The sequence below is a fragment of the Acidovorax sp. JHL-3 genome (genome assembly GCF_000526295.1).
In the GTDB taxonomy this organism is placed as follows: domain Bacteria; phylum Pseudomonadota; class Gammaproteobacteria; order Burkholderiales; family Burkholderiaceae_C; genus Acidovorax; species Acidovorax defluvii.
In genome coordinates, this window is the sequence record NZ_JAFU01000001.1 from 2,923,000 (window position 1) to 2,949,971 (window position 26,972).

The 26,972-nt window shown below is 64.4% G+C and carries 22 protein-coding genes; 15 read left to right on the forward strand and 7 right to left on the reverse strand.

The window, feature by feature from the left end:
* Positions 1-7: 7 nt before the first annotated feature.
* The 13 genes from K226_RS0113585 (at position 8) to mnhG (ending at position 13,937) form a co-directional block, all read left to right on the forward strand.
* Positions 8-892 carry a prephenate dehydrogenase/arogenate dehydrogenase family protein gene (locus K226_RS0113585; RefSeq protein WP_024815338.1) on the forward strand — a complete coding sequence of 295 codons (885 nt, stop codon included), beginning with the start codon at positions 8-10 and terminating at the stop codon, positions 890-892.
* Positions 893-3,007, forward strand: coding sequence for a bifunctional 3-phosphoshikimate 1-carboxyvinyltransferase/cytidylate kinase (locus K226_RS0113590; RefSeq protein ID WP_024815339.1), 2,115 nt, complete (start codon positions 893-895; stop codon positions 3,005-3,007).
* A 192-nt stretch (positions 3,008-3,199) separates the two neighbouring features.
* The gene (rpsA, locus tag K226_RS0113595; RefSeq protein ID WP_291324728.1) at positions 3,200-4,900 is read left to right on the forward strand and encodes a 30S ribosomal protein S1; all 1,701 of its coding nucleotides are present in this window, start codon (positions 3,200-3,202) and stop codon (positions 4,898-4,900) included.
* Between the two features lie 236 nt (positions 4,901-5,136).
* Positions 5,137-5,457 (forward strand): integration host factor subunit beta, encoded by a 321-nt coding sequence (locus K226_RS0113600; protein ID WP_024815341.1) that lies wholly within the window; start codon positions 5,137-5,139, stop codon positions 5,455-5,457.
* A 154-nt stretch (positions 5,458-5,611) separates the two neighbouring features.
* Entirely contained in the window at positions 5,612-5,926 is a 315-nt protein-coding gene (locus tag K226_RS0113605) for a lipopolysaccharide assembly LapA domain-containing protein (protein WP_024815342.1), read from the forward strand.
* Positions 5,916-7,073 carry a lipopolysaccharide assembly protein LapB gene (gene lapB / locus K226_RS0113610; protein WP_024815343.1) on the forward strand — a complete coding sequence of 386 codons (1,158 nt, stop codon included), beginning with the start codon at positions 5,916-5,918 and terminating at the stop codon, positions 7,071-7,073. Before K226_RS0113605 ends, lapB begins: the two co-directional genes overlap by 11 nt.
* A gap of 121 nt (positions 7,074-7,194) precedes the next feature.
* Positions 7,195-7,545 (forward strand): helix-hairpin-helix domain-containing protein, encoded by a 351-nt coding sequence (locus tag K226_RS18980; protein WP_024815344.1) that lies wholly within the window; start codon positions 7,195-7,197, stop codon positions 7,543-7,545.
* Positions 7,546-7,673: 128 nt separating this feature from the next.
* Positions 7,674-10,625, forward strand: a complete 2,952-nt coding sequence (locus K226_RS0113620) for a monovalent cation/H+ antiporter subunit A (protein ID WP_024815345.1) — start codon at positions 7,674-7,676, stop codon at positions 10,623-10,625.
* Entirely contained in the window at positions 10,625-10,990 is a 366-nt protein-coding gene (locus tag K226_RS0113625) for a Na+/H+ antiporter subunit C (protein WP_024815346.1), read from the forward strand. Before K226_RS0113620 ends, K226_RS0113625 begins: the two co-directional genes overlap by 1 nt.
* 82 nt (positions 10,991-11,072) lie before the next feature.
* Positions 11,073-12,806 carry a monovalent cation/H+ antiporter subunit D gene (locus tag K226_RS0113630; protein WP_238324231.1) on the forward strand — a complete coding sequence of 578 codons (1,734 nt, stop codon included), beginning with the start codon at positions 11,073-11,075 and terminating at the stop codon, positions 12,804-12,806.
* Positions 12,803-13,291: a Na+/H+ antiporter subunit E gene (locus K226_RS0113635; protein WP_024815348.1), complete on the forward strand. Its 489-nt coding sequence runs from the start codon at positions 12,803-12,805 to the stop codon at positions 13,289-13,291. The genes K226_RS0113630 and K226_RS0113635 overlap by 4 nt, the downstream gene beginning before the upstream one ends.
* Positions 13,288-13,569 (forward strand): K+/H+ antiporter subunit F, encoded by a 282-nt coding sequence (locus K226_RS0113640; protein ID WP_024815349.1) that lies wholly within the window; start codon positions 13,288-13,290, stop codon positions 13,567-13,569. Before K226_RS0113635 ends, K226_RS0113640 begins: the two co-directional genes overlap by 4 nt.
* Complete coding sequence (gene mnhG, locus K226_RS0113645; protein ID WP_024815350.1) at positions 13,566-13,937, forward strand: monovalent cation/H(+) antiporter subunit G; 372 nt, start codon at positions 13,566-13,568, stop codon at positions 13,935-13,937. The genes K226_RS0113640 and mnhG overlap by 4 nt, the downstream gene beginning before the upstream one ends.
* 86 nt (positions 13,938-14,023) lie before the next feature.
* On the opposite strand, the gene K226_RS0113650 is transcribed toward mnhG, so the two are convergent.
* On the reverse strand, positions 14,024-17,677 hold the full coding sequence (locus tag K226_RS0113650; RefSeq protein ID WP_024815351.1) for a hydantoinase B/oxoprolinase family protein: 3,654 nt from the start codon (positions 17,675-17,677) through the stop codon (positions 14,024-14,026).
* A 278-nt stretch (positions 17,678-17,955) separates the two neighbouring features.
* Between K226_RS0113650 and crcB the strand changes: the two genes are divergently transcribed.
* Complete coding sequence (gene crcB / locus K226_RS0113655) at positions 17,956-18,342, forward strand: fluoride efflux transporter CrcB (RefSeq protein WP_024815352.1); 387 nt, start codon at positions 17,956-17,958, stop codon at positions 18,340-18,342.
* 220 nt (positions 18,343-18,562) lie between these two features.
* Positions 18,563-19,426 (forward strand): TIGR00730 family Rossman fold protein, encoded by an 864-nt coding sequence (locus tag K226_RS0113660; RefSeq protein ID WP_024815353.1) that lies wholly within the window; start codon positions 18,563-18,565, stop codon positions 19,424-19,426.
* Between the two features lie 33 nt (positions 19,427-19,459).
* Here K226_RS0113660 and rmuC read toward each other — a convergent pair whose 3' ends face one another.
* The 6 genes from rmuC to K226_RS0113695 all read right to left on the reverse strand — a co-directional run bounded on the left by rmuC (position 19,460) and on the right by K226_RS0113695 (position 26,862).
* On the reverse strand, positions 19,460-21,313 hold the full coding sequence (rmuC, locus tag K226_RS0113665; RefSeq protein WP_024815354.1) for a DNA recombination protein RmuC: 1,854 nt from the start codon (positions 21,311-21,313) through the stop codon (positions 19,460-19,462).
* A gap of 71 nt (positions 21,314-21,384) precedes the next feature.
* The gene (locus K226_RS0113670; RefSeq protein WP_024815355.1) at positions 21,385-22,374 is read right to left on the reverse strand and encodes a D-glycerate dehydrogenase; all 990 of its coding nucleotides are present in this window, start codon (positions 22,372-22,374) and stop codon (positions 21,385-21,387) included.
* 170 nt (positions 22,375-22,544) lie between these two features.
* Entirely contained in the window at positions 22,545-23,954 is a 1,410-nt protein-coding gene (locus tag K226_RS0113680; RefSeq protein WP_024815356.1) for a sodium:proton antiporter, read from the reverse strand.
* A gap of 76 nt (positions 23,955-24,030) precedes the next feature.
* Positions 24,031-25,239 (reverse strand): nicotinate phosphoribosyltransferase, encoded by a 1,209-nt coding sequence (pncB, locus tag K226_RS0113685; protein WP_024815357.1) that lies wholly within the window; start codon positions 25,237-25,239, stop codon positions 24,031-24,033.
* A gap of 202 nt (positions 25,240-25,441) precedes the next feature.
* Positions 25,442-25,924, reverse strand: a complete 483-nt coding sequence (locus tag K226_RS0113690) for a thioesterase family protein (protein WP_024815358.1) — start codon at positions 25,922-25,924, stop codon at positions 25,442-25,444.
* Positions 25,921-26,862 carry a histone deacetylase gene (locus K226_RS0113695; RefSeq protein WP_024815359.1) on the reverse strand — a complete coding sequence of 314 codons (942 nt, stop codon included), beginning with the start codon at positions 26,860-26,862 and terminating at the stop codon, positions 25,921-25,923. The genes K226_RS0113690 and K226_RS0113695 overlap by 4 nt, the downstream gene beginning before the upstream one ends.
* Positions 26,863-26,972 lie beyond the last annotated feature (110 nt).

The following is a 26,972-nucleotide window of genomic DNA, read 5'->3' on the forward strand; positions in this document are numbered from 1 at the left end:
GGCCGCCATGTTTGAACAACTCGGACTGATCGGCTGCGGCCTCATGGGAGGCTCTTTCGCTCTGGCAATGAAAAAGGCAGGCCTCGTCAAACGGGTGGTGGGCTACAGCAAATCGCCCTCCACCACCGACCGCGCCCGCCAGCTGGGCGTGATTGACGTCGAGGCGCCATCGGCCTTGCTGGCAGTGGCAGGGGCCGACATTGTGCTGCTGGCCGTGCCAGTCGCCGCCACGGAGGCCACGCTCAAGGCCATCAAGCACCTTGTCACTCCGCAAATGCTGATCATGGACGTGGGTTCCACCAAGGCCGACGTGGTGCAGGCGGCCCGGCGCTCGCTGCGCGACCAGCTGGGATCGTTTGTGCCGGCCCACCCTATTACAGGGCGCGAGGTTTCCGGTGTGGAACACGCCGACGCCGAGCTTTACAGTGGCCGTCAGGTCATCCTCACCCCTATAGAGCGAACCCTCACAGCGCAGTTGCAGAAAGCCGAAGAAGTCTGGACCGCGCTGGGTTGCCGGGTGACCAGCATGTCCCCCGAGTCCCACGATGCGGCCTTTGCGGCCATCAGTCACCTGCCGCATCTGTTGGCGTTTGCCATGATGAACAGCATCACCGGGCAATCAAACGGCGATGATTTTTTGTCGCTGGCAGGTCCGGGGTTTCGCGACTTCACCCGCATCGCTGCGGGCGACCCCAAGATGTGGCGCGACATTTTGCTGTCCAACCGTGAAGAGTTGCTGGCCCAGTCGCGCCTGTTCCAGCAGGCCCTGCACACCTTTGAGCAGGCCATGGAAAAAGGCGATGCACAGCGACTGGAAGACATGCTCACCCTGGCCAGCGAAACCCGCGCCCACTGGCGCATGGGCGCACAGCGCACGTCCAGAAACCGATAGATGTTCAGCACCGCCTTTCTCGATCTGCCCCCGCTCGACACTGCCGGGGGCTGCGTGCACCTTCCCGGCTCCAAAAGCATCTCCAACCGCGTGCTGCTGCTGGCTGCGCTAAGCCGTGGCACCACCACCGTGCACGACCTGCTGGCCTCCGACGACACGCGCGTGATGCTTGATGCGCTGCGTCAGATCGGTTGCACGGTCGAAGATGCAGGCAGCACCGTGCGCATCACGGGTCTGGGTGACCGATCGCCCCAATCGCCCGCTCAGCTTTTCATGGGCAATGCCGGCACGGCCATGCGCCCTCTCACGGCAGCGCTGGCGCTGCTGGGCGGCGAGTTCGAGCTGTCCGGGGTGCCGCGCATGCACGAGCGCCCGATTGGCGATCTTGTCGATGCGCTGCGTCAGCTGGGCTGCCATATTGACTACCTGGGCAACGATGGCTATCCGCCACTGCGCATCGCCCATGCGGACGGCGTGCCTGCGTTGGCGCTTGCCTCGCCCATCCGCGTGCGCGGCGACGTATCGAGCCAGTTCCTTACCGCCCTGCTCATGGCGCTGCCGCTGGCGGCTGGCACGCACAGCATCGCGATCGACGTGGTGGGGGAGCTGATATCCAAGCCCTACATCGCCATCACCCTGCAGTTGCTGGCGCGCTTTGGCATCGTGGTCGAACACCAGAACTGGCAGCGGTTCACGATTGCTGCAGGCAGCCGCTACCAGTCTCCCGACGACATCCATGTAGAAGCGGACGCATCATCCGCTAGCTATTTCATAGCGCTTGGCGCAATTGTATCAAGCACTGAAGGCCAAAATGGCATCAAAATTCAGGGGGTTGGCCTGGATTCGATCCAGGGCGACATACGCTTTGTCGATGCAGCTCGGGCCATGGGAGCCGTGGTCACGGGCGGCCCCAACTGGCTGCAGATCGAACGCGGTGCATGGCCCCTCAAGGCCATTGATCTGGACTGCAACCATATCCCGGATGCCGCAATGACACTCGCCGTCATGGCGCTCTATGCTGAAGGCACCACCACGCTGCGCAACATCGCCAGCTGGCGTGTGAAAGAAACCGACCGCATCGCCGCCATGGCCACCGAGCTGCGCAAGCTCGGTGCCACGGTGGAAGAAGGTGCGGACTTCATCCGGGTTACGCCGCCGACAACGGGCACGGGCACCGCCGGGCCGCCCCGATGTGCTAGCGCTTCTTCGGGGGGAAGCGAACCATCCTCAGCAGGGAGCGCGGGGGCGCCATCCGGCTGGAAAGCCGCCAGCATCCACACCTACGACGACCACCGCGTGGCCATGTGCTTCTCACTGGCAGCCTTCAACCCGGCCGACCTGCCGGTGCGCATCGAAGATCCCAAATGCGTGGCCAAAACGTTTCCGGACTACTTCGAGGCTTTGTTCTCGGTGGTCCACGCCCTGCCCCGCCATGTTCCCGTGATCACCATCGATGGCCCAACGGCCTCCGGCAAGGGCACGGTGGCCGAGGCCGTGGCCAAGCGCCTGGGCTACGAATTCCTGGACTCCGGTGCCATGTATCGCATCACCGCGCTGGCTGCGCTGCGGGCGGGACTGGGCATTGATGCCGCCCACGAAGCGCCCATTGCCACGCTTGCACGCAGCCTCCCCGTGCGGTTTGAGGCAGGCCGCATACTGCTGGGGGCCGACGACGTGACCGACGCTATACGCACCGAAGAAGCCGGAATGAACGCCTCGCGCGTGTCCGCCTTGCCTGCCGTGCGCGCCGCACTGGTCGACCTGCAGCACGGCTTCCAGCGCCTGCCGGGGCTGGTGGCCGATGGCCGGGACATGGGCACCGTGATCTTCCCGGACGCTCCTTTGAAGGTGTTTTTGACGGCCAGTGCTTCCTGCCGCGCAGAACGCCGCCATAAACAGTTGATTTCAAAGGGTTTTTCGGCTAGTATTGACGACCTTCGCGCAGATCTGGAGGCGCGTGATGCCCGGGATAGCTCCCGCAGCGTTGCACCCCTCAAGCCTGCGCAAGATGCTCTGGTCCTGGACAACTCCACCTTGACGATTGATGAAGCCGTCAACCAGGTGTTGTCATGGTGGCAAGAGCGCCAGCCTTTCGCAGTGACTGCGCAACGCTGAAACGTGTGGGGCCTTCCTAAAAAAGGGGCCCCGCAGGCAAGACTGCAAGGCCTTGCAACAGGCCCATGCAACCCCTCTCGCGCGCCAGCGCACAGGTTGCCTGGATCGATAACCTAACCCGCGGTTTTACCGCAAAAAACCACCGCAAGCAGCTATAAAAACAGTAGCAATGGTGCTACTGGAATCCTGTTTGTGGCAAGGAAACACATGTCCGAATCTTTTGCCGCCCTTTTTGAAGAATCCTTGCAGCGCACGGAAATGCGCCCAGGCGAAGTCATCACCGCTGAAGTTGTGCGCGTCGAGCACAACTTCGTCGTGGTCAACGCCGGCCTCAAGTCCGAAGCATACGTGCCGCTGGAAGAGTTCAAGAACGACAAGGGCGAAGTCGAAGTCCAAGTGGGTGACTTCGTGTCGGTGGCCATTGGCTCCATCGAAAACGGCTACGGCGACACCATCCTGTCGCGCGACACCGCAAAGCGTCTGGCTTCGTGGATGAGCCTGGAAAAGGCCCTCGAATCCGGCGAATTCGTCACTGGCACGACCAGCGGCAAGGTCAAGGGCGGCCTCACGGTCCTGGTCAACGGCATCCGCGCATTCCTGCCCGGTTCGCTGATCGATACGCGTCCGATCAAGGATCTGACGCCGTACGAAAACAAGACCATGGAATTCAAGGTCATCAAGCTCGACCGCAAGCGCAACAACGTGGTGCTGAGCCGCCGCGCTGTGGTGGAAGCCTCCATGGGCGAAGAGCGCGCCAAGCTGATGGAAACCCTCAAGGAAGGCTCCATCGTTCAGGGCGTGGTCAAGAACATCACCGAATACGGTGCGTTCGTGGACCTGGGCGGCATTGACGGCCTGCTGCACATCACCGACATGGCATGGCGCCGCGTGCGTCACCCATCCGAAGTGGTGACTGCTGGCCAGGAAATCACTGCCAAGATCCTGAAGTTCGACACCGAAAAGAACCGTGTCTCGCTGGGTCTGAAGCAGATGGGCGACGACCCATGGATGGGCGTGAACCGCCGCTACCCACAATCGACCCGTCTGTTCGGCAAGATCACGAACATTGCCGACTACGGCGCGTTCGTCGAACTCGAACCCGGCATCGAAGGCCTGGTGCACGTGTCTGAAATGGACTGGACCAACAAGAACATCGCTCCCGCCAAGCTGGTTTCGCTGGGCGACGAAGTCGAAGTCATGGTTCTGGAAATCGACGAAGACAAGCGCCGCATCAGCCTGGGCATGAAGCAGTGCAAGGCCAACCCATGGCAAGAATTCGCACAGGACACGAAGCGCGGCGACCGCGTCAAGGGTCCTATCAAGTCGATCACCGACTTCGGCGTGTTCGTGGGTCTGGCTGCCGGCATCGACGGCCTGGTGCACCTGTCCGACCTGTCGTGGAACGAAACCGGCGAAGCCGCTGTTCGCAACTACAAGAAGGGCCAAGAAGTCGAAGCCATCGTGCTGGCCGTGGACGTGGACCGCGAGCGCATCTCCCTGGGCATCAAGCAGTTGGATGGCGACCCGTTCACCACGTTTGTGACCGTGAACGACAAGGGCCAGACGGTGACCGGCAAGGTCAAGACCGTGGACGCCCGTGGCGCTGAAATCGACCTCGGCGAAGACATCGTGGGCTACCTGCGCGCTTCGGAAATCTCCCGCGACCGCGTGGAAGATGCCCGCAACGTGCTCAAGGAAGGCGACGAAGTCACCGCTGTGGTGGTCAATGTGGATCGCAAGACCCGCAACATCCAGCTGTCGATCAAGCAAAAGGACATGGCCGACGAACAAGGCGCCATGGCCAACCTGAGCCAGCAGTCGAGCCGCGAAAGCGCCGGCACGACCAGCCTGGGCGCCCTGCTGCGCGCCAAGCTGGACAACTCGGAAAAGTAAAGCACTGACCCGGGAGCATCTGCTCGAATCGAGCGGCAAGTGTGCGCTGCGGATCGCGGTGGCCTGCTAGGCGCAAAGCGCAGCAATAGCCTGGCTATTGCGAGCATTTGCGACAACGCAGACCGCCCGAGTCCGCAGATGCACACGACGCGATGACTCGTGCAGAGGCTCCCTAGACGGTCAGACAGCGGGCGCCTTGTGCGCCCGCTTCTCTTTCAGCCTTTGATTCTCCTGCCATGCCCCAAGACTCCATGACCCGCTCCGACCTCGTCGAAGAACTGGCCGCCCGCTTTGGTCAGCTCACGCACCGCGATGCCGAATTCGCCGTCAAGACCATACTGGACGCGGTGGGCGATGCCCTGGTGCATGGGCACCGCATCGAGATCCGGGGCTTTGGCAGTTTCTCGGTCAACCATCGTCCGCCACGCATGGGCCGCAACCCGCGCAGCGGCGAAGCCGTGGCCATTCCGGAAAAGCGCGTGCCGCATTTCAAACCGGGCAAGGCACTTCGCGAGGCGGTAGACCAGCGAACCGCCGAGCTGGAAACAAGTCTTTGAATACCGGTTGCTATTAGTTCAATAGCTATTAGCGCTTTATACATAAGGGCTGACGGCATAAATCATGCAAATCAATGAATGAACCACGCACAGCGCTGCTACGGCTGGGCCGTACTGCCAAGCTCTTAGAATCTCCCCACCACCGGGGAGCTCCATGAAATACCTCCTGTGGCTGCTCAAGGCAGCCATTTTTTTTACGCTGTTTGCGTTCGCACTAAACAACCAGCAAGACGCCACCGTGCATTTTTTCTTTGGCACGCAGTGGCGGGCGCCTTTGGTGCTGGTGGTGTTGACCGCGTTTTCTGCCGGCCTGGTGGTGGGCGTACTGGGCATGGTGCCCCGCTGGTGGAAGCACCGCCGGGCAGCGCGCCGCGCCGATAGTTCAACCAAGCTGTCGCCCGCGCCCACCGCGCCCGCTCCAGCGGCTGCCTCATCGTCTGCCGAATTGCTGCCACCCCATGGAATTTGATATCAGCTGGATTTTGCTGGGCCTGCCCCTGGCCTTTGTGCTGGGCTGGCTCGCCTCCCGCTTTGACCTGCGCCAGCTGCGTGCGGAAAACCGCCGTGCTCCCAAGGCCTATTTCAAGGGGCTGAACTTTCTGCTCAACGAGCAGCAGGACCAGGCCATCGATGCCTTTATTGAAGCGGTACAGAACGATCCCGATACATCCGAACTGCACTTTGCGCTGGGCAACCTGTTTCGTCGGCGGGGCGAATACGACCGTGCGGTGCGGGTGCATGAGCACCTTTTGTCCCGCGGCGACCTGTCCCGTGCGGACCAGGAGCGTGCCCAATATGCCCTGGCGCTCGATTTTCTGAAAGCGGGGCTGCTGGACCGGGCCGAAGCAGCCCTGAGCCAGCTGGAAGGCACACCGTTTGAGGGCCAGGCCCGCCTTGCCTTGCTGGCCATTTACGAGCGCTCGCGCGACTGGCCCCATGCCGCAGGCATTGCCCGCAAGATGCACGATGCACATCAAGGTGATTTCAGCACCCGGCAGGCGCACTACCTGTGCGAGCAGGCGCAAGCCTGCATCGCCAACAACGACCGCCCCGGCGCGCTGGCCTTGCTGAACCAGGCGGTGGCCACCGCGCCCGAGGCGGCGCGCGCCCGCATCGACCTTGCCCGGCTGCAGCACATGATGGGCGACAGTGGTGCCGCCCTGGGCACACTCCAGGCGCTCAGCCGGCAGGCCCCTGCCGCAGTGCCCCTGGCCACTCCCCTGATGCTGGAAACCGCCATCGCAGCGGGCCAGGCGCCGGAGATGCAGGCATTGCTGCAAGCGCATTACGCCCAGGCGCCATCGCTGGATGTGCTGGAGGGCATCGTGGCCTTACAGGCACTGAACCCCACCGATGCGGCCACGGCACGGCAATGGTATGTCCGGCATCTGGACAAAGAGCAATCCCTGGTGGCAGCAGCCAAGTGGCTGGCAGAAGAAAAACTCGAGCACGAAGAGTTCCATCCGCAGATCCAGCGGGCGCTGGACCACGCCGTCAAGCCGCTCACGCGCTACCGCTGCGCCGCCTGCGGCTTCGAGGCACGCCAGCATTTCTGGCAATGCCCGGGCTGCCAGACTTGGGACAGCTACCCCGCCCGCCGGGTGGAAGAACTCTGAGAACGCAAAGGGTTCACTATCTGACCCGCAGGTGCCGGCAGGCCGCACGTAAAGCCGCAGTTGCCTCGCTATGATGCCTGGGCGATTTCATCGCGTCGCATCAACTACCAGGAGTTCATCCGTGCTGAAAAAAATACTGACCACCCTTGTCATGCTGTATGCCGCCGCCTCGTTTGCAGCGGTCGATGTGAACAAGGCCACGGCCGCAGAACTGGACGGCATCAAAGGCATCGGGCCCGGCCTCTCCGGAAAAATCATCGAAGAGCGCAAACACGGTGCGTTCAAGGACTGGGACGATTTCATCCAACGGGTGCGCGGCGTGGGCGAAACCAGTGCTGGCAAATTTTCTGCCGAGGGCATGAGGGTGAATGGCCGCACTTTCAAGGCGCCCGCCCCCACCCCCACCCCCACCCCCACCCCCACCCCCACCCCTGCACCTGCCGCAGCGGCTGCGAGCGCTCCCAAAAAATAAGCACCCCACGCATACGCCAAGCCCGCTGCGGCGGGTTTTCTTTTTGGGACCGGCACCCCGGACAAACGCCCGGGCAGGCATGGTCTTTTCAACGACCGGCGCAGACCGCCCCGTAAAATTGCCGGCGCATGCCCCTGATCACCCTCATTCTTCTCCCCTTCATCGGCAGCTTCCTTGCGGCGGTTCTGCCTGCGAACGCCCGCAACACCGAATCGACCGTGGCAGGGCTGATTGCGCTGTTCTGTACTGTGCAGACCGCGCTCTACTTTCCCCAGATCGCCGACGGCGGCGTGCTGCGCCAGGAAATTGAATGGCTGCCCGCTCTGGGCCTGAACCTGGTCATCCGCATGGATGGCTTTGCGTGGATGTTCTGCATGCTGGTGCTGGGCATCGGCACGCTGGTGGTGCTGTATGCACGCTACTACATGTCGCCCGCCGATCCGGTGCCGCGCTTCTTCTCGTTTTTTCTGGCCTTCATGGGTGCGATGGCGGGCGTGGTGCTGGCGGGCAATATCATTCAGCTGGCGTTCTTCTGGGAACTGACCAGCCTGTTTTCGTTCTTGCTGATCGGCTACTGGCACCACCGGCGCGATGCGCGGCGCGGCGCGCGCATGGCGCTCACCGTCACCGGCACGGGCGGCCTGTGCCTGCTGGGGGGCATGCTGGTCATCGGCCACATTGTGGGCAGCTACGACCTCGATCATGTGCTTGCTGCCGGCCAGCAGGTGCGCGATCACCCGCTGTACCTCACGGCCCTTGTATTGCTGCTGCTGGGCGCTTTCACCAAGAGCGCGCAGTTTCCGTTCCATTTCTGGTTGCCACATGCCATGGCCGCGCCCACGCCTGTGTCGGCGTATCTGCATTCGGCCACCATGGTCAAGGCCGGTGTTTTTTTGCTGGCCCGCATGTGGCCCGTGATGGGTGGCACGGAGCCGTGGTTCTGGCTGGTGGGCGGAACCGGCCTGGCCACGCTGCTGGTGGGTGGCTATGCGGCAATGTTCCACAACGACCTGAAGGGGCTGCTCGCCTACTCGACCATTTCGCACCTGGGCCTCATCACCCTGCTGCTGGGCCTGAACAGCCCGCTGGCCGCCGTGGCGGCGGTCTTTCACATCATGAACCACGCCACCTTCAAGGCGTCGCTGTTCATGGCCGCCGGCATTGTGGACCATGAAAGCGGCACGCGTGACATCCGCCGCCTGTCGGGCCTGCGATCCATGATGCCGGTCACCGCCACGCTGGCCATGGTGGCCAGTGCCGCGATGGCGGGGGTGCCGCTGCTCAATGGCTTCCTGTCCAAGGAGATGTTCTTCACCGAGACGGTGTTCCTGGATGCCACACCGCTGGTGGCCTTCATGCTGCCAATTGCCGCCACCCTGGCGGGCATGTTCAGCGTGGCGTATTCGCTGCGCTTCACGGTCGATGTGTTCTTTGGCCCACCAGCCACCGACCTGCCGCGCACACCGCACGAACCGCCGCACTGGATGCGCGTGCCGGTGGAGTTGCTGGTGCTGGTGTGCCTGGTGGTGGGCATGCTGCCTGCCTGGTCGGTGGGCCGATTCTTGGATGCCGCCGCAAGGCCTGTGGTGGGCGGAGAGCTTCCAGCCTTCAGCTTGGCCGTGTGGCATGGCTTCAACACCCCCTTCGTGATGAGCCTGCTGGCCCTGGGCGGCGGGATCGCAATGTATACGGCGTTGCGGGCGCTGCGCGCTGCCGGCCGGGTGGATGCGCCACCCCTCATGCGCCACATCCGGGGGCGGCGCCTGTTTGATGGTTCGCTGGCTTTCATTACGCAGATGGGGCGCCATGGGCGGCGCATGCTGTCTACCCAGCGCCTGCAATGGCAGATGCTGTGGCTGGTTGGCGCAGCGCTGGTTGCTGGCGCCCTGCCCCTGTGGAGCCAGGGCATGCAACTGGGCCAACGAAGCATGTTGCCGCTATCGCCCGCGTTCGTGCTGCTCTGGGGCGTGGGCATGGTATGCGCCGTGGCAGCCGCCTGGCAGGCCAAATACCACCGCCTGGCAGCGCTCACACTGGCGGGCGGAGCAGGGCTTTGCACCAGCATCACGTTTTTGTGGTTTTCGGCACCCGACCTGGCGCTGACTCAGCTGGTGGTCGAGATCGTGACCACGGTGCTCATTTTGCTGGGCCTGCGTTGGCTGCCCAAACGCGATGAAACCCTGCGCGTTGCCACCTCCGCCGAGCAGGCCACCACCCGGTGGCGCCGCCAGCGCGACATGGCGCTGGCGCTGGCGGCAGGGGGCGGCATGGCTTGGCTGGCCTTTGCCATGATGAGCCGCCCTTTTCCCGACAGCACATCCACGTTCTTCCTGGAAAACGCACTCAGCCAGGGCGGTGGCACCAACGTGGTCAATGTGATGCTGGTGGATTTCCGTGGTTTTGACACCTTTGGCGAAATCGTGGTGCTGGGCGTGGTGGCCCTCACGGTGTATGCACTGCTGCGGCGCTTTCGCCCCGCGCGCGAAACCATGGACCTGCCCGAACAGCAGCGCTTCATGCCCGCCGATCTGCAGACCGACCTGCTCAACCCACGCCACGCCACCGACACCGCCGTGGGCTATCTGATGGTGCCCGCGGTGCTGGTGCGGCTTTTGCTGCCCTTTGCAGCCGTGGTGTCGTTTTACCTGTTCATGCGCGGGCACAACCAGCCCGGTGGGGGGTTTGTGGCGGGCCTGGTGCTTTCGGTGGCGCTGCTGCTGCAATACATCATTTCGGGCACGCACTGGGTAGAGGCCCACATGCCGTTACTCCCGCGGCGCTGGATCGGCACCGGGCTGCTGTTCGCCCTGTCCACAGGGCTCGGGGCGATCGTGGTGGGCTACCCGTTTCTCACGAGCCACACCTTTCACCTGAGCCTGCCGCTGCTGGGCGACATCCACATCGCCAGTGCCATGTTTTTTGACATCGGCGTGTTCACGCTGGTGGTGGGGTCCACCTTGCTGATCCTGACGGCCATTGCCCACCAATCGGTGCGCGGCCACCGCTACCACGCCCGCCTGGCAGAAGAGGCGGAGCAAGATGATGGCGCCCACCCACCCCCACCGGAGGTCAACCGCTGATGGAAATCGTTCTGGTCATTGCCATTGGCGTACTCACGGGCTCGGGCGTGTGGCTGCTGCTGCGCCCGCGCACCTTCCAGGTCATCATGGGCTTGTCGCTACTGTCGTATGCCGTCAATCTGTTCATCTTCAGCATGGGGCGCCTGGGCCTGGCGATCGACAAGGAGCCGGTGCTCCAGCCCGGCCTGCCGCACGATCTGGCGCACTATGCCGACCCCATGCCGCAGGCGCTCGTGCTCACCGCCATCGTGATCGGCTTTGCCATGACAGCCCTGTTCCTGGTGGTGCTGCTGGCCTCGCGCGGCATGTCGGGCACCGACCATGTGGACGGCCACAGCGCGCGTGATGTGCAGGAAATGCCATGAGCACCATCCTGCCCCACCTTTCGCGCTGCCCGCCCGCGCCGCGCCATGCCCTGGCGGCAGCCCTGTGCACCGGGGCCGTCCGATGAGCCAGGGCCTGATCACACTGGTGGAGCAAGGCGCCTCGGCGCTGATGCCGCACCTGATGCTCGCCCCCATTGCCCTGCCACTGCTCACCGGTGCGCTCATGCTGCTGATGCGCGAGGAACAGCGGCTCCTTAAGCTCGTCGTCAATGTGCTTTCCACGGCGCTCGGGCTGCTGGTTTCGCTGGCGCTGCTGCTGTGGGCCAACCAGCCCGGCGCCACCAGCAGCATGGGTGTGTACCTGGCGGCCAACTGGCAGGCGCCGTTCGGCATCGTGCTGGCCCTGGACCGCCTGTCGGCCATGATGCTGGTGCTGACCAGCGTGGTTGCGCTGGCCTCCATCGTGTTTGCGGGGGCCCGCTGGCACCGTGCTGGTGTGCACTACCACCCGCTGTTCCAGTTCCAGCTCATGGGCCTGGCGGGCGCTTTTCTCACGGCCGACCTGTTCAATCTGTTCGTGTTCTTCGAGATCATGCTGGCGGCCTCCTATGGCCTGCTGCTGCATGGATCGGGTCGGCAGCGCGTGCAGGCGGGGTTGCACTACATCGCCATCAATCTGGCGGCGTCCTCGCTGTTTCTGGTGGGCGTGTCGATGCTGTACGGCATCACCGGAACGCTGAACATGGCCGATCTGGCGCAGGTCATTCCACTGGTGGCCACCGCCGACCGTGGCCTGCTGCACGCCGCCGCCGCCATCCTGGCGACGGCCTTTCTCATCAAGGCGGCGGTGTGGCCGCTCAACTTCTGGCTCGTGCCAGCCTACAGTGCCGCCACGGCGCCCGTGGGCGCGCTGTTTGCGCTGATGACCAAGGTGGGTGTCTACACGATTTTGCGGCTGTGGACCCTGCTGTTCAGCAGCGAAGCCGGCGCCTCCGCACTGTTTGGCAGCCTGTGGCTGATTGGTGGCGGCATGGTCACCATGGCGTTTGGCGCCGTGGGGATGCTGGGCTCGCAGCGCCTCACGCATCTGGCCGGGTTTGCCGCCATCCTTTCTTCAGGCACCCTGCTGGCCGCGGCGGGATTTGGCCAGAACCTGCTCACGGCCGGGCTGCTGTATTACCTGCCCAGTTCCACGCTGGCCGTCAGCGCCCTTTTCCTGACGGCTGACCTGATCGACCGCTGGCGCAATGACGGTGCCAGCTACGCCCCGTTCGAGCGAAGCGACAACGCGCCCTTTCTCAACGCCGAGCTCGTTCCCACCGAGGGACTGAACCTCGACGAAGACGAAGAGGTGCTGATTGGCCGTGTCATCCCCGCCGCTGCCGCCCTGCTGGGCTTGGCCTTTATCGTCTGCACGCTGGTCATTACCGGTCTGCCACCGCTGTCGGGGTTTGTGGGCAAGTTCGCCATGCTCAGCGCCCTGCTCAACCCGCTGGGCCTGACCGCTTCGGCCGGCACCCAGCCGGGCGCGCCGGGCTGGACGCTGTTTGTGCTGATGATTGCCACCGGTCTGCTGGCACTGATTGCCCTCACGCGGGTCGGCATTCGCCATTTCTGGTCCACCCACGTTCGCGTGGCACCCCAGCTGCGTGTGCTGGAGGGGCTGCCCATCGCCGTGCTGCTGGCCCTGTGCGTCGCGCTGACCGTGATGGCGGGCCCCCTGATGCAGTTCACGCAGGCCACGGCCGATGCGCTGCATTCGCCAGGAACCTACATCCGCGCCGTGATGCAGGCACAACCCATCCCCGGCCCGACCACGCCGGGCAATGCCCATCCGCCCAAGGAGGCCCCATGAAACGCCTGCTGCCCGCGCCATTGCTGTCGGCCGCGCTGTTCGTGCTGTGGCTGTTGCTGAACCAGTCGCTCAGCCCCGGCAATTTGCTGCTGGCACTGGTGGTGGCGTGGCTGGTGCCCCTGCTCACGCGCGGGCTGCGGCCCCTGCCGGTGCGCATTCGCCGCCCCGGCACGGTGCTGCGGCTGGGTCTGACGGTGGTGGCCGACACCGTGGCGTCCAACCTGGCCGTGGCGCGCCTGCTGCTGGCTCCCAGGCGGCCACGCCATGCTGCGGCCTTTGTGCACATCCCCCTGGAACTGCGCGACCCCAATGCGCTGGCCGTGCTGGCCATGATCGTCTGCATCACACCCGGCACCGCCTGGGCCGAGCTGTCGCTGGACCGCTCCATGCTCATGCTGCACGCGCTGGAGGTGGACGATCCGCAAACCCTGATCGACCACGTCAAGCAGCGTTACGAGCGCCCGCTGATGGAGATTTTTGAATGACCTACCCCATCCTTTCCTGGGCCCTGCCCATTGCCCTGAGCATGCTGGTGCTGGCGATGGTGCTTGCGCTGGTGCGGCTGCTCAAGGGCCCCTCGGCGCAAGACCGTGTGCTGGCGCTGGACTGCATGTACCTCAATGGCATGCTGCTGGCGCTGGTGCTGGGCATTCACTACGGCAGCAACGCGTATTTCGAGGGGGCGCTGCTGATTGCGTTGTTCAGTTTTGTCGGTACGACGGCCATGGCCAAATTTTTGCTGCGCGGCGAGGTGATCGAATGACCGGGGCTGCCCTGCCGCTGTGGGCAGAAATCACCATTGCGGCGCTGGTGCTGACGGGCGCAACCATTGCGCTGCTGGGCTCGTGGGGGTTGCTGCGCCTTAAAACTTATTTCGAGCGCGTGCACGCGCCGTCCATCATTGCCACCATGGGCTGCTGGTGCATCATGCACGGCACCATCGTTTACTTCTCGCTGCAGGGGCAAGGCCTGGCGCTACACGCCCTGCTGATCGCACTGTTCGTAGCCATCACGGTGCCCGTGACCAACATTTTCCTCATGCGCGCGGCCTTGTTCCGCGCACGGCGGGCGGGCAACGATGTGCCCCCGAGCCTGAGCCGCACCACCGATTCGATCGAGCGCGATTCGTGACAGGCGGCCGCGGCCAGGCGGCACCACAATGCTCCTGAATTTATAGCTGCTAGCGCTTTACCATCAAGGGCTATCGGCATATTTCATCAAAATTTGCTTGCGGCAGCGCCAAAACCTCCGCCACCAGGTGTGTGGATCTCGAACACATCGCCCGGCTGCATTTCGGCCTGGCCGATGTGGTCGAGCAACTCCACGCGGCCATTGGCACGCACCACCTTGTTGACGCCCGGCACTCCGGCCTTGCCGCCGTCCATGCCAAACGCGCCATGGTGGCGGCCGTTGGAGAGGATGCTGGCCGTCATTGGCGCAAGAAAGCGGATGCGGCGCACCCCGCCGTTGCCCCCCGCCCAGCGGCCGCCACCGCCCGAGTTGGCACGGATGGCAAAGCTGTCCAGCCGCACCGGAAAACGGAACTCCAGGATCTCCGGGTCGGTCAGGCGCGAATTGGTCATGTGGGTCTGCACCACGCTGGTGCCGCCAAAGCCGCCCACCAGGGCCCCCGCATCGTCGAACACGCCGCCCGCACCACTGCCGCCCGAAATGGTTTCGTAATACTGGTGGCTGGCGTTGCCGAACGTGAAGTTGTTCATGGTGCACTGGCTGGCCGCCATCACGCCCAGCGCTCCCAGCAAGGCATTGGTGATGCAGGTGGAGGTTTCCACATTGCCCGCCACCACCGCGGCCGGTGGAAGCGGGTTGAGCATGGAGCCGGGCGGGATGATCACATTCAGCGGCTTCAGGCACCCGGCGTTCAGCGGGATGTCATCCTGAACCAGCGTGCGAAACACATACAGCACCGCCGCCATGCACACCGCCGTGGGCGCATTGAAGTTGTTGCTCTGCTGCGCGCTGGTGCCGGTGAAGTCGATGGTGGCGCTGCGGCTGGCCGCATCCACCTTCACGGCCACGCTGATCTGCGCGCCGTTGTCCAGGGGCAGCGTGAACGCGCCGTCCTTGAGGCGCGTGATGGCGCGGCGCACCGATTCCTCCGCGTTGTCCTGCACATGGCCCATGTAGGCCTGCACCACGGGCAGGCTGAACTGCTGCACCATCTTGCCAAGCTCTTGCACGCCCTTTTCGTTGGCGGCAATCTGCGCTTTCAGGTCGGCCAGGTTCTGCTGCGGGTTGCGTGAGGCGTATTCACCGCTTTGGAGCAGGGCCAGCATTTCGGCCTCGCGCAGCACCCCGCGCTCGACCAGCTTGAAGTTGCGGATCTGCACGCCCTCTTCCTCGATGCGCGTGGAAAACGGCGGCATCGAGCCCGGCGTGATGCCGCCCACGTCGGCGTGGTGGCCCCGGCTGCCCACGTAAAAGCTGGGCTGCGCGCCGTCGGCAAGGTACACCGGCGTGATCACCGTGATGTCGGGCAGGTGCGTGCCGCCGTGGTAGGGGTCGTTGAGCACATACACATCGCCGGGCTGCATCGTGGCGCGGTTCTCGCGGATCACGGTTTTGATGCTCTCGCCCATCGAGCCCAGGTGCACGGGCATGTGCGGCGCATTGGCGATGAGGTGGCCAGCTGCGTCAAACAGTGCGCAGCTGAAGTCCAGCCGCTCCTTGATGTTGACCGAGTAGGCCGTGTTTTGCAGCTGCAGCCCCATCTGCTCGGCGATGTTCATGAAGAGGTTGTTGAAGAGCTCCAGCAGCACGGGGTCGGCCGTAGTGCCCACCGCGCAATGCACGGCGCGCGCCGCACAGCGGTTGAGCAGCAGGTGGTCAAGGTCGGTCAGCTGCGCCTGCCAGCCGGGTTCGACCACCGTGGTGGCATTCTTCTCGGCAATGATGGCCGGGCCGGGGATCACGTCGCCAGGGCGCAGATCTTCGCGCACCACCAGTGCGGCATCGTGCCAGGCGGGGGCACCGCTGGTGCCCACGGTGTACATGCGCACGGTGCTGCGGCGCGGCACCTCGCGCGGCGGGTGCACTGCGTGGCGCGGCTCCATGGGGGCATCGCCGGGCAACACGGCCTCGACCGACACGGCCTCCACCACCAGGCTCTTGCCCTGCATGAGAAACGAAAAACGCTGGCGGTAGGCGTTCTCGAATGCGACGGTGATCTCGGCCTGGGTGCCAAACGGCACGACCAGGGCCGAATCGGTGCCCTCGTAGCGCACATGCACGCGGCGATGCACCACCGCCGCGCCAGCGCCCGCCTGCTGGCGCTGCAGCTCGGCGCGCGCCGTGCTGGCCAGCGCATCCAGCGTGGCTTCGATGCCCGCCAGTGCCTCGGGCGCCAGCGTGCATTCCACGGTCTGCTCGCGGATCACGTTCTGATCGGCCAGGCCCATGCCATAGGCGCTCAGCACGCCCGCCAGCGGGTGCACAAAAACCTGCGCCATGCCCAGTGCGTCGGCCACCAGGCAGGCGTGCTGGCCGCCCGCGCCGCCAAAGCACTGCAGGGTGTAGCGCGTCACGTCGTAGCCGCGGGCCACGCTGATCTTCTTGATGGCATTGGCCATCTGCTGCACGGCGATCTGGATGAAACCGTGGGCCACTTCCTCAGGCGCTCGCCCGGTCTGCACGGCGAGCGCACCAAACTGTGCGCGCACCACGTCAGCATCCAGCGATTCGTTGGCCGCCTGGCCAAACACCTGCGGAAAATGCGCCGGCTGGATCTTGCCCACCATCACATTCGCATCGGTCACGGCCAGCGGGCCGCCCCGGCGGTAGCTGGCGGGGCCGGGATGGGCGCCCGCACTCTCGGGGCCGACACGAAAGCGGGCGCCGTCAAAGCCCAGCACCGAGCCGCCACCGGCCGCCACCGTGTGGATGCCCATCATGGGCGCGCGCATGCGCACGCCAGCCACCTGTGTCTCAAACTCGCGCTCGAACGCGCCCGCATAGTGGCTCACATCGGTGCTGGTGCCGCCCATGTCGAAGCCGATCACGCGATCGTGCCCCGCCAACTGCGCAGTCCGGGCCATGCCCACAATGCCGCCCGCCGGGCCCGAGAGGATGGCGTCCTTGCCCTGAAAGTGGTGCGCGTCCGTCAGCCCGCCCGAGGACTGCATGAAGAACAGCGGCACGCCAGGCATCTCGCCCGCGACCTGCGCCACATAGCGGCGCAGGATGGGCGACAGATAAGCATCCACCACCGTGGTGTCGCCCCGGCTCACGAACTTCATCATGGGGCTGGTGGCGTGCGACGTGCTGATCTGCGTGAACCCCGCCTGCTCGGCCAGGCGGGCGGCCGCCTGCTCGTGGGCGGTGTAACGCCAGCCATGCATGAACACGATGGCCACGCTGCGCAGGCCCGCATCGTAGGCGGCCCACAGGCGCTCTTTGAGGTGCTCCTCATCCAGCGGCTCGATCACCTCGCCGTGCGCGCCCACGCGCTCCTGCGCCTCGATCACGCGGCTGTAAAGCAGCTCGGGCAGCACGATGTGCCGGTCAAACAGGCGCGGGCGGTTCTGATAGGCAATGCGCAGTGCGTCGCGAAAGCCTTTGGTGGTGATGAGCAGCGTGGGCTCGCCCTTGCGCTCCAGCAGCGCATTGGTGGCCACGGTGGTGCCCATCTTCACGCACTCCACCTGCGCGGGCGCCACGGCTTCGCCGGGCTTCAGACCCAGCAGGTGGCGAATGCCGGCCACCGCGGCATCGCGGTACTGCCCAGGGTTTTCAGACAGCAATTTGTGCGTGACCAGCCCGCCATCGGGCCGGCGCCCCACGATGTCAGTGAAGGTGCCGCCCCGATCAACCCAGAACTGCCAGCGGGGTGAGAAAGAAGGTTCAATCGTCATGATTTGCTACCGTATTAATAGCTATGAGCGCTTGCCATATATGCGCAAAAGCCACTTTTTATATCAATTAGAGCGCGCAGCGCAGCCAGAGAAAAAAGATCGGTCCATCAGAGCACAGGATGCATTGGCGTGAGGCCCTCCATCGCAAGAAAACCGCGCTGAATGGCACACGATGGACACGAAAGGAACGATACCAAACCCGCGCCTTCGTCTTCCATGGGCCCATGTCACCAAAGCAAGAACCCTGGGCGCGCGCCCCGGATGTGGACAATGGCGCCATGCTGCATGTTCTGTCCATCTGTATCGGCGCCAGCCTCGGCGCCCTGGCCCGCTGGCGCCTGGGCGTGTGGCTCAGCGGGCCCGGCGCGCTGCTGCCCTGGGGCACCCTGGCGGCCAATCTGCTCGGCGGCTACCTCATCGGCGTGTGCGTGGCGGCTTTCCAGGCCCTGCCGCAGATCGACCCCGCCTGGCGCCTGGCGCTGGTCACGGGGTTTCTGGGGGCGCTGACCACGTTTTCCAGCTTTTCGGCCGAGGTGGTGACCATGCTGCAGCAGCAGCGCTACCTGCTGGCAGCCGGCACCACCGGGCTGCACTTGGGGGGCTCGCTGCTCATGACACTCTTGGGCCTGCAGACGGTGGCACTGGCGCTGGCCAGCCGCCCCTGACCGTTGGGCCAGCCCACAGCGCGGCGCGCACCCGGCCTCCCGGTCATTTTGACCTGCAGCGCAATAAGTTACTATCTTTTTAATAGCTTATGACGCACGTCTGTAAAGCGCAACAGCACTGTTGGCCCTAAAATCCTGCAAGGCCCGCCGCTCCAATGGCTGGCCCCTGTCACAACCCTACTCTCTCAGTCCGGCCCCCGCCGCGACGTCTGGAATCCCCATGGAAGCCAACACCCAACTCAACGAACGCCGCCTGGCCGATGCCTGGGCCGAGCTGCACGCGCACGCCAACAACGACAACCCCCTGCACGCCGATGCCTACCGCCTCGCGTTTGCCGACCCCGAGTTCTTGTTCCGCCGTGAAACGCGCGGCATCCGGTTCCAGCTGGAAATGCTCAAGCCCGACCTGGGCCAGGCCGAGCAAGGCATCGAGAACACCGTGGTGGTGTATGGCAGCGCCCGCTTTGTGGCACCCGACGAGGCGGCCGCCCTACTCAGCGAAGCCGAGGCCAGCGGCGACGAAGAACAGATGCAGCGCGCGCGCCGTGCCGTGCGCAACGCGCGCTACTACGACCTTGCCCGCCAGTTTGCCGGCTTGGTGGCCGACCACAGCGAACGCCAGCGACCGGCGGACCGCATCTACATCTGCACGGGCGGCGGCCCCGGCATCATGGAGGCCGCCAACCGGGGCGCCCACGAGGCGGGCGCGCTGAACGTGGGCCTGAACATCGGCCTGCCGCACGAGCAAAGCGGCAACCGCTTCATCTCGCCCTCGCTGAGCTTCAAGTTTCACTACTTTGCCCTGCGCAAGATGCACTTCATGATGCGCGCCAAGGCCCTGGTGGCTTTCCCCGGCGGGTTTGGCACCCTTGATGAACTGTTCGAGGTGCTCACGCTGGTGCAAACCCGCAAGGCCAAGCCGGTGCCCATCGTGCTGTTTGGCGTGGACTACTGGAAGCGCCTCATCAACTTTGACGCCATGGTGGAAGAAGGCACCATCTCGGCCAAAGACCTGCAACTGTTTCACTACACCGACGACCCGCAGGAAGCCTGGGGTCTGATCAAGGCTTTCTACAAGCTCTGATCTTCGGTCGCCACCCCGCGTGCCGGGGTTGGCTCAGGGCAGATCGTCCTCAGGGTCCAGCGCGGGCAATGCCGCCGTGCTGGCGCCCGCCAGCGGTACGGTGGTGTCGGGCGCGGGCAGGTCCTGCACATCGCGCAACTTGCGCTGGATGGCGCGGGTGCGCACGCCCACCTCGTCAAACTTCTTGGCGGCGGCGTCGATCGATTTCTTGGTGGCCTCGACCACATCGCCAAACTTGGCGAACTCGGTCTTGACCATGCCCAGCAGGCTCCACACCTCGGACGAGCGCTTTTCAATCGCCAGCGTCTTGAAGCCCATCTGCAGGCTGTTGAGCATGGCGGCCAGGTTGGCCGGGCCGGTGATCATCACGCGGCAGTCGTTCTGCACGGCCTCCACCAGGCCGGGGCGGCGCATCACTTCGGCAAACAGGCCTTCGGTGGGCAAATACAGCACGGCAAAGTCGGTGGTGTGCGGGGGCGACACATATTTGGCAAAGATCTTCTTGGCTTCGAGCTTGATCGACGTCTCGAACGCGTTGCCCGCCGACACAATGGCAAGCTTGTCGGCGGCGTCCTGCGCATCCATGAGGCGCTGGTATTGCTCCACGGGGTACTTGGAGTCAATAGGCAGCCACACCGGATGCTCGTCGTTTTTGCCCGGCAGGCGGATGGCAAATTCGACCAGTTCGTCGCTGCCCGGCACGGTCTTGACGTTGCGCGCGAACTGGTCGGGCGTGAGCACGTTGTCGATGATGGCCCCGAGCTGCATCTCGCCCCAGGTGCCGCGCGACTTCACGTTGGTCATCACGCGCTTCAAATCGCCCACGCTGCCCGCCAGGGTCTGCATCTCGCCCAGGCCCTTGTGCACCTGCTCCAGCCGGTCGCTCACCAGCTTGAACGATTCGCCCAGGCGCTGCTCCAGCGTGGCGTGCAGCTTTTCGTCCACGGTGCGGCGCATTTCTTCGAGCTTGGTCGCGTTGTCAGCCTGGATGGCGCCAAGCCGCTCGTTGAGCGCGGTGCGCAGCTGTTCGGCGTTGTGCTGGCTGCCCTGCACCAGGCCGGTGAGCTGCTGCGACACAGCGTCTTGCAGCACCGAGAACTGGTTTTTGATCTGGTAGCTGTTGCCTTCGAGCTGGTCCTTGAGCGCATTCGACATGGTGCCCAGCTGGGCCTGGATGTCGGTCTTGAGCGAGTCGAGCGTGAGGCGCGTGGACGCCGTCAGTGCCTCGAAACGCTCTTGAATGCGCTTTTCAAACAGCGCCGCGCCCTCGCCCATGGCCTCGCGCGACTTGACGCTTTCGGCAGCCAGCGCCGCCGTGGTGGTAGTGAGTTCGGTGCGAAAGCCCACCAGCGTGGCCGACAGCTCGGTGCGCGCCGTTGCAGCATCGGTCTGGCCTTGCGCCAGGTGGGCCAGCAGCGCCTTGCTGCTTTCTTCCAGGCGCCCCGCTACGGCATGCTGCAGGCCATCGAAGCGCTGGGCCAGCGAGGCATCGAGCGCTGTCTGCCGCTGGCTCAGGGCCGCGTCGAACGCCGACAGGCGCTGTTCCAGCCGCCCTTCAAACACCCCGAAGGCCGCGAGCAGTTCGGCGCGGCTGTTGCGCGATTCGGTCACGGCCTGGGCCAGGCGCTCGTCCACGGCGTGGCGCAGGGTTTCCAGCGTGGTTTGCGTGGTTTGCGTGAAACCGCTGATCTGGTGGGCCAGCGCATCCATGGCGCCATCGTTCTTGGCCACTGCCAGCTGGGTGGCCTGGCCAGTCTGCTCCAGGGCCTGCAGCCGTGCCAGCCACTCGGGCGGCAGGTCCACACGGGGGCGGCGCACCAGCAGCAGCACCAAAAGCAGCAGCACCAGGGCCAGCGCGGCCAACAAAACAAGCGTGTCAGCAGTCAAGGCATTCACTATTATATTTATAGCATCTTGCGCTTATCCCATAAGCGCTAGAGGCCAATTTGATTCAAATTTCAGGCAGATCGCATCGCAGCCGGCTGGTTCACCGGCGTGAGCGGGCCGCGCCCGGCGAAGAAGGCGATCAGGTTGTCGGCCGCCAAGTTGGCCATGGCCAGGCGCGTGGGCACGGTGGCGCTGGCGATGTGCGGCGTGAGCACCACATTGGGCACCGTCAGCAGATCGGGGTGCACGCTGGGCTCGCCCTCGAACACATCCAGGCCCGCCGCCGCAATGCGCCGTTCACGCAGCGCCACGGCCAGGGCCGCGTCGTCCACGATACCGCCGCGCGCAATGTTGATGAGCGTGGCCGTGGGCTTCATCAGCGCGAGCTCGGCCGCGCCAATCGTGTGGTGCGATGCGGGGGTGTAGGGCAGTACCAGCACCACATGGTCGGCCGTGCGCAGCAGCTCGTCTTTTTCGACATAGCGGGCCTTGCATTCGGCTTCCAGCGCGGGCGCGAGGCGCGAGCGGTTGTGATAGACCACGTTCATGCCAAAGCCGTGCGCCCCGCGCTTGGCAATGCCCTGCCCGATGCGGCCCATGCCAATGATGCCCAGCGTGCTGCCGTGGATGTCGCTGCCCGCAAACATGTCGTAGCGCCAGGTGGTCCACTTGCCGGCGCGCAGGAAATGTTCGCTCTCGGTCAGGCGGCGGGCCGTGGCCATGAGCAACGCAAAGCCGAAGTCGGCCGTGGTTTCGGTCAGCACGTCGGGGGTGTTGGTGCCCTGCACGCCGGCGGCGGTCATGGCATCTACATCAAAGTTGTTGTAGCCCACAGCCATGTTCGCCACGATTTTCAGGCGCGGCGCGGCAGCGATCAGGGCGGCGTCGATGCGCTGGCTGCCGGTGGTGAAGGCGCCGTCCTTGTCGGCCAGCCGCGCGGCCAGCTCGTGGGGAGACCAGATCACATCATCGGGGTTGGATTCGACCTCGAAATGCTGCGCCAGGCGCTCCACCACCTCAGGAAAAATCGCGCGGGCAACCAGGATGCGGGGCTTGCTCATTTTTCTTCTCCAATGTGTTGTGCGTCAATCACAGCTGATGAAACTGGCGCGATCCAGGCCGGGGCCGCCGAGCAAGGGCCGCCCTGCAGCGAGGGCGGCGTCCCCCTTCCCGCAGCGCGTAGCGATGCGAGAGAAGGGGGAAGCGGCAAAGTCGCTCAGGGGGATGTACTTCACTTGAACCAGATGAAGGTCATGACAATGAACAAGGGCACGAGGATGCCACCGGACCACAGCATGTAGCCAAAGAAGCTGGGCATCTTCACGCCGCGGTCTTCGGCAATGGCTTTGACCATCAGGTTGGGCGCGTTGCCGATGTAGGTGTTGGCGCCCATGAACACGGCGCCTGCCGAAATAGCGGCCAACGTGGGGGCCAGCGTGGTCATGAGCACGGCCGGATCGCCCCCGGCGGTATTGAAGAACACCAGGTAAGTGGGGGCGTTGTCCAGAAACGAAGACAGCGCACCGGTGGCCCAGAAATACATCGCCGGATCGGGCGATCCGTCAGGCCGCGTGACGGCGGCCACGATGGCGCCAAACGGCCCGTTGAGGCCCGCCTTGAGCATGGCGATCACGGGAATGATGGTCAGGAAGATGCCCGCAAACAGCTTGGCCACCTCCTGCATGGGGCCCCAGCCGAACTGGTTGTCGGCATGGACTTTTTTCGGCGTGAGCCAGAGCGAGGCCAGCGTGACGATGACCAGGCCCACATCGCGCACGATGCCGGGCAATCCCACCTCGGTACCCGCGATGTTGAACACCACGGACGACTTCCAGAATCCGCTGAGCAGCACCAGCGCCACAACCCCACCCAGCAAGGCAAAGTTGACCTTGCCATCAAAACCAATATCGCGGGTGTCGGGCGTCGGGTCTTGCGGTGTCACCTCTTTGTGGCGGCGGTAGTACCAGCTGTCAAGCGCATAAAACAGCACCAGCAAAACGCCTACCAGAAACAGCGTCTCCTGGTAGATGTGCCCTACCGTCCAGAAGAAATCCACGCCTTTCAAAAAGCCCAGAAACAGCGGCGGATCACCCAGCGGCGTGAGCGAGCCACCCGCATTCGACACGATGAAGATGAAGAACACCACCACATGGGCCACATGCTTGCGGTTGTCGTTGGCGCGGATCAGGGGGCGAATCAGCAGCATCGATGCCCCCGTAGTCCCCATGAAACTGGCCAGCACGGCGCCAATGGCCAGGATGGCCGTGTTGAGCCCCGGGCTGCCATGCAGGTTGCCGCGGATGTAGATGCCACCCGACACCGCAAACAGCGCGGTGAGCAAAATGACGAAGGGAATGTATTCGGCCAGCAGCGCATGCACGAAGCTGGCGCCAGCCACCCCGGGGCCAAACACCACGGCAAACGGCACCAGAAACGCCAGCCCCCAGGCCGCCGCCACCTTGCCAAAATGGTGGTGCCAGAAAATGGGGGCGAACAGGGGCACCAGCGCAATCGACAGCAACAGGCCGGCAAACGGCACGCCCCACAACATCGAAATGCTGCCGCCATCAAGGTCGGCGGCAAAGGCCAGGCCAGGCAACGCGAACAGGGCGATCGAGGTCAACCAGCGTGAAATCTTCATGGATTTGTCTCCTTCTTTCGTTCTTGTTGAGCGTGGGCTTTGGCCACGCACGGAGTGGGCAGCGTGTTTTACGTCATCAGGGCACCGAGGGAATCTCGAATACCTGGCGCAGGTAGGCCAGGTATTTTTCGTCATCGCACATGCCCTTGCCGGGCGCGTCAGACACCTTGGCCACCGGCTGGTCGTTGCAGCGCGTCATCTTGATGACCACCTGCAGCGGCTCGTAACCGAGGTCGTTGGTGAGGTTGGTGCCAATGCCAAACGCCAGCTGGCAGCGCCCCCGGAACTGCTGGTACAGCTCGATGGTGCGCGGCACCGTGAGGGCGTCACTGAAGATCAGTGTTTTGGTCAGCGGGTCCACGCGGTTCTTGCGGTAGTGGTCGAGCAGGCGCTCGCCCCAGGCAAACGGGTCGCCGCTGTCATGCCGGGCGCCGTCAAAGAGCTTGCAGAAATACAGGTCGAAGTCGCGCAGAAAGGCGCTCATGCCATACACGTCGGACAGCGCAATGCCCAGGTCGCCCCGGTATTCCTTGGCCCACATTTCAAAGCCGAACACCTGGCTGTCGCGCAGGCGCGGGCCGAGCGCCTGGCAGGCCTGCAGGTATTCGTGCGCCATGGTTCCCAGCGGCGTCACGCCCAGCTTCATGGCATAGAGCACATTGCTGGTGCCCGCAAACTGGCCCGGACCAGGCGGTGCCCCCGGGCGGCGGTCGCCCGTGCCCAGGCGGGCCACCAGCACGCGCAGCAGCTCCTCGTGCCATGCGCGGCTGAAGCGCCGGCGCGTGCCGTAGTCGGCAATCTTGAGGTCGGCCAGGCCCTCGGCTTGCAGCTGCGCAATCTTGGTGTCAAGGCGCCGGCGGCCCTCGGGGAAATCAGGCACCTTTTGCGTATTGCGAAAGTACACCTCGTTCACGATGGCCAGCACCGGAATCTCGAACAGGATGGTGTGCAGCCAGGGCCCGCGGATGGTGATGTCGATCTCACCCGAGGGCTGCGGCGTGACGGTGATGTATTTCTCGTTCAGCCGGAACAGGCCGAGAAAATCCACAAAATCGCTCTTGATGAAACGCAGCGAGCGCAAGTAAGCGAGCTCGTCATCCTGAAACTGCAGACTGCACAGCGACCGGATCTCTGCCCGAATCTCGGCCACAAAAGGCGCCAGCTGCACGCCGGGGTTGCGGCACTTGAATTTGTATTCAACCTGCGCCCCCGGAAACTGGTGCAGCACCACCTGCATCATGGTGAACTTGTACAGATCGGTGTCGAGCAGGCTGGTAATGATCATGGTGGAACGGGGCCACGGCGGGGCGGCCCGGGGGTGCAGAAACCATCGCTGGTGAGACCAGGGAGCCCAAAGTGTAGGCCATCAGGCGCGTACAGCCACCCTTCAGAGACACTGAACGCCCCCGGTTGCCAGATATGTGTCAAAGATGCCTCTAGCGCTTGCACATAAAGCGCAAGCAGCTATGCTTTATATAGCAATTTTTTCAAACGGCAACCACCAGCGCCTGCAGCACGGCACGCAGCGGGTCGGGCACCGGCACAGGACGGCGCGTGGCGCGGTCCACATAAACATGGATGAAATGCCCGGCGGCGGCGCACAACGGCTCGCCCTGGGCAAACAACCCCACCTCATAACGCACGCTGGAGCCCCCCAGCCGCGCCACACGGATGCCCGCCTCCACCGTCTGCGGAAACGCCAGTGGGGCAAAATAATTGCATTGGGTTTCGATCACCAGGCCAATGGTTTCACCGGCGTGGATGTCCAGCACGCCCTGCTCTATCAAGTGGGCGTTAACGGCCGTGTCGAACCAGCTGTAATACACGACATTGTTCACATGGCCGTAGACATCGTTGTCCATCCAGCGGGTGCTGATGGGGCGGAAGGCCCGATAGGCGCTGCGCGGTTGCGGCGCAGGGCGCGCTGGCTGGGCAGGCTGAGCAGCCAGGGAAGTGGTGGCAGTGGTCATGGCCGCCCATTCTGCCAGCGCGCGTGGTATTGCAGGGCCACCCTCCAGGTGGCCAGCTGCGCCTGCAGGGTGTCGGCCATGTCACGGCCATAGCCCCCGGCCATCGTGAAGGCCAGTGGCACGCGGCGCTGCCACGCCCAGTCGAACACCCGGCGGTCACGGGCCTCCAGCCCGTCGTGGCTCAGGGCAAGGCGGCCAAGCCGGTCACCCACATGGGGATCAGCACCCGCCAGATACAGCACCAGCCCGGGTGCAAAGTGCTGGTCCAGCAAATCCAGCGACTGCTCCAGCGCCTGCAGGTATTCATCGTCCGCACAGCCATCGGGCAATTCCACATCCAGGTCGCCCGCCTCCTTGCGAAACGGAAAGTTGCGCGCCCCGTGCAGCGACAGCGTGAACACGCTGGCATCGCCGCGAAAGATATGCGCCGTGCCGTTGCCCTGGTGCACGTCCAGGTCGATGACCGCTACGCGCAGCGGCTGCGCCGTGCCAGCGCCGCACGCACGCTGCCATTCGGACTGCATGAGGCGTGCGGCCACCGCAACGTCGTTGAACACGCAAAATCCGCTGCCTTTGTCGGCATAGGCGTGGTGCGTGCCGCCGGCCAGATTGCCCGCCAACCCTTCTCGCAGGGCCACGCGGCACGCCGCAATGGTGGCGCCCACCGAGCGCCGGGCACGCTCGGCCATCTCCTCGGACCACGGAAAACCGATCTCTCGCTGTGCCGCTGCAGGCAGGGTGCCGGCAGCGATCGCCTGGATGTAGCCTGGCGTGTGGGCCAGGGCCAGCTCGGCATCTGATGCGGGGGGAGCCACCTGGAGCAGCGCCTGAGGCAATTGCTGCTCCAGCCGGTCACGCAGCAGGCGGTATTTCGCCATGGGAAAGCGGTGCCCATCAGGCAGGGGCAACACAAAATGGTCTGCGTAATAGGCATGCATGACACGATTGTGGCAATCCCGCCCGCGCTGGGGAGTAGCCCCTAATATGCTGCATTGCAACAAAAAATGCTTGCAATTGAACGGTGAGCCCCTAAAATTCAACCCATGCT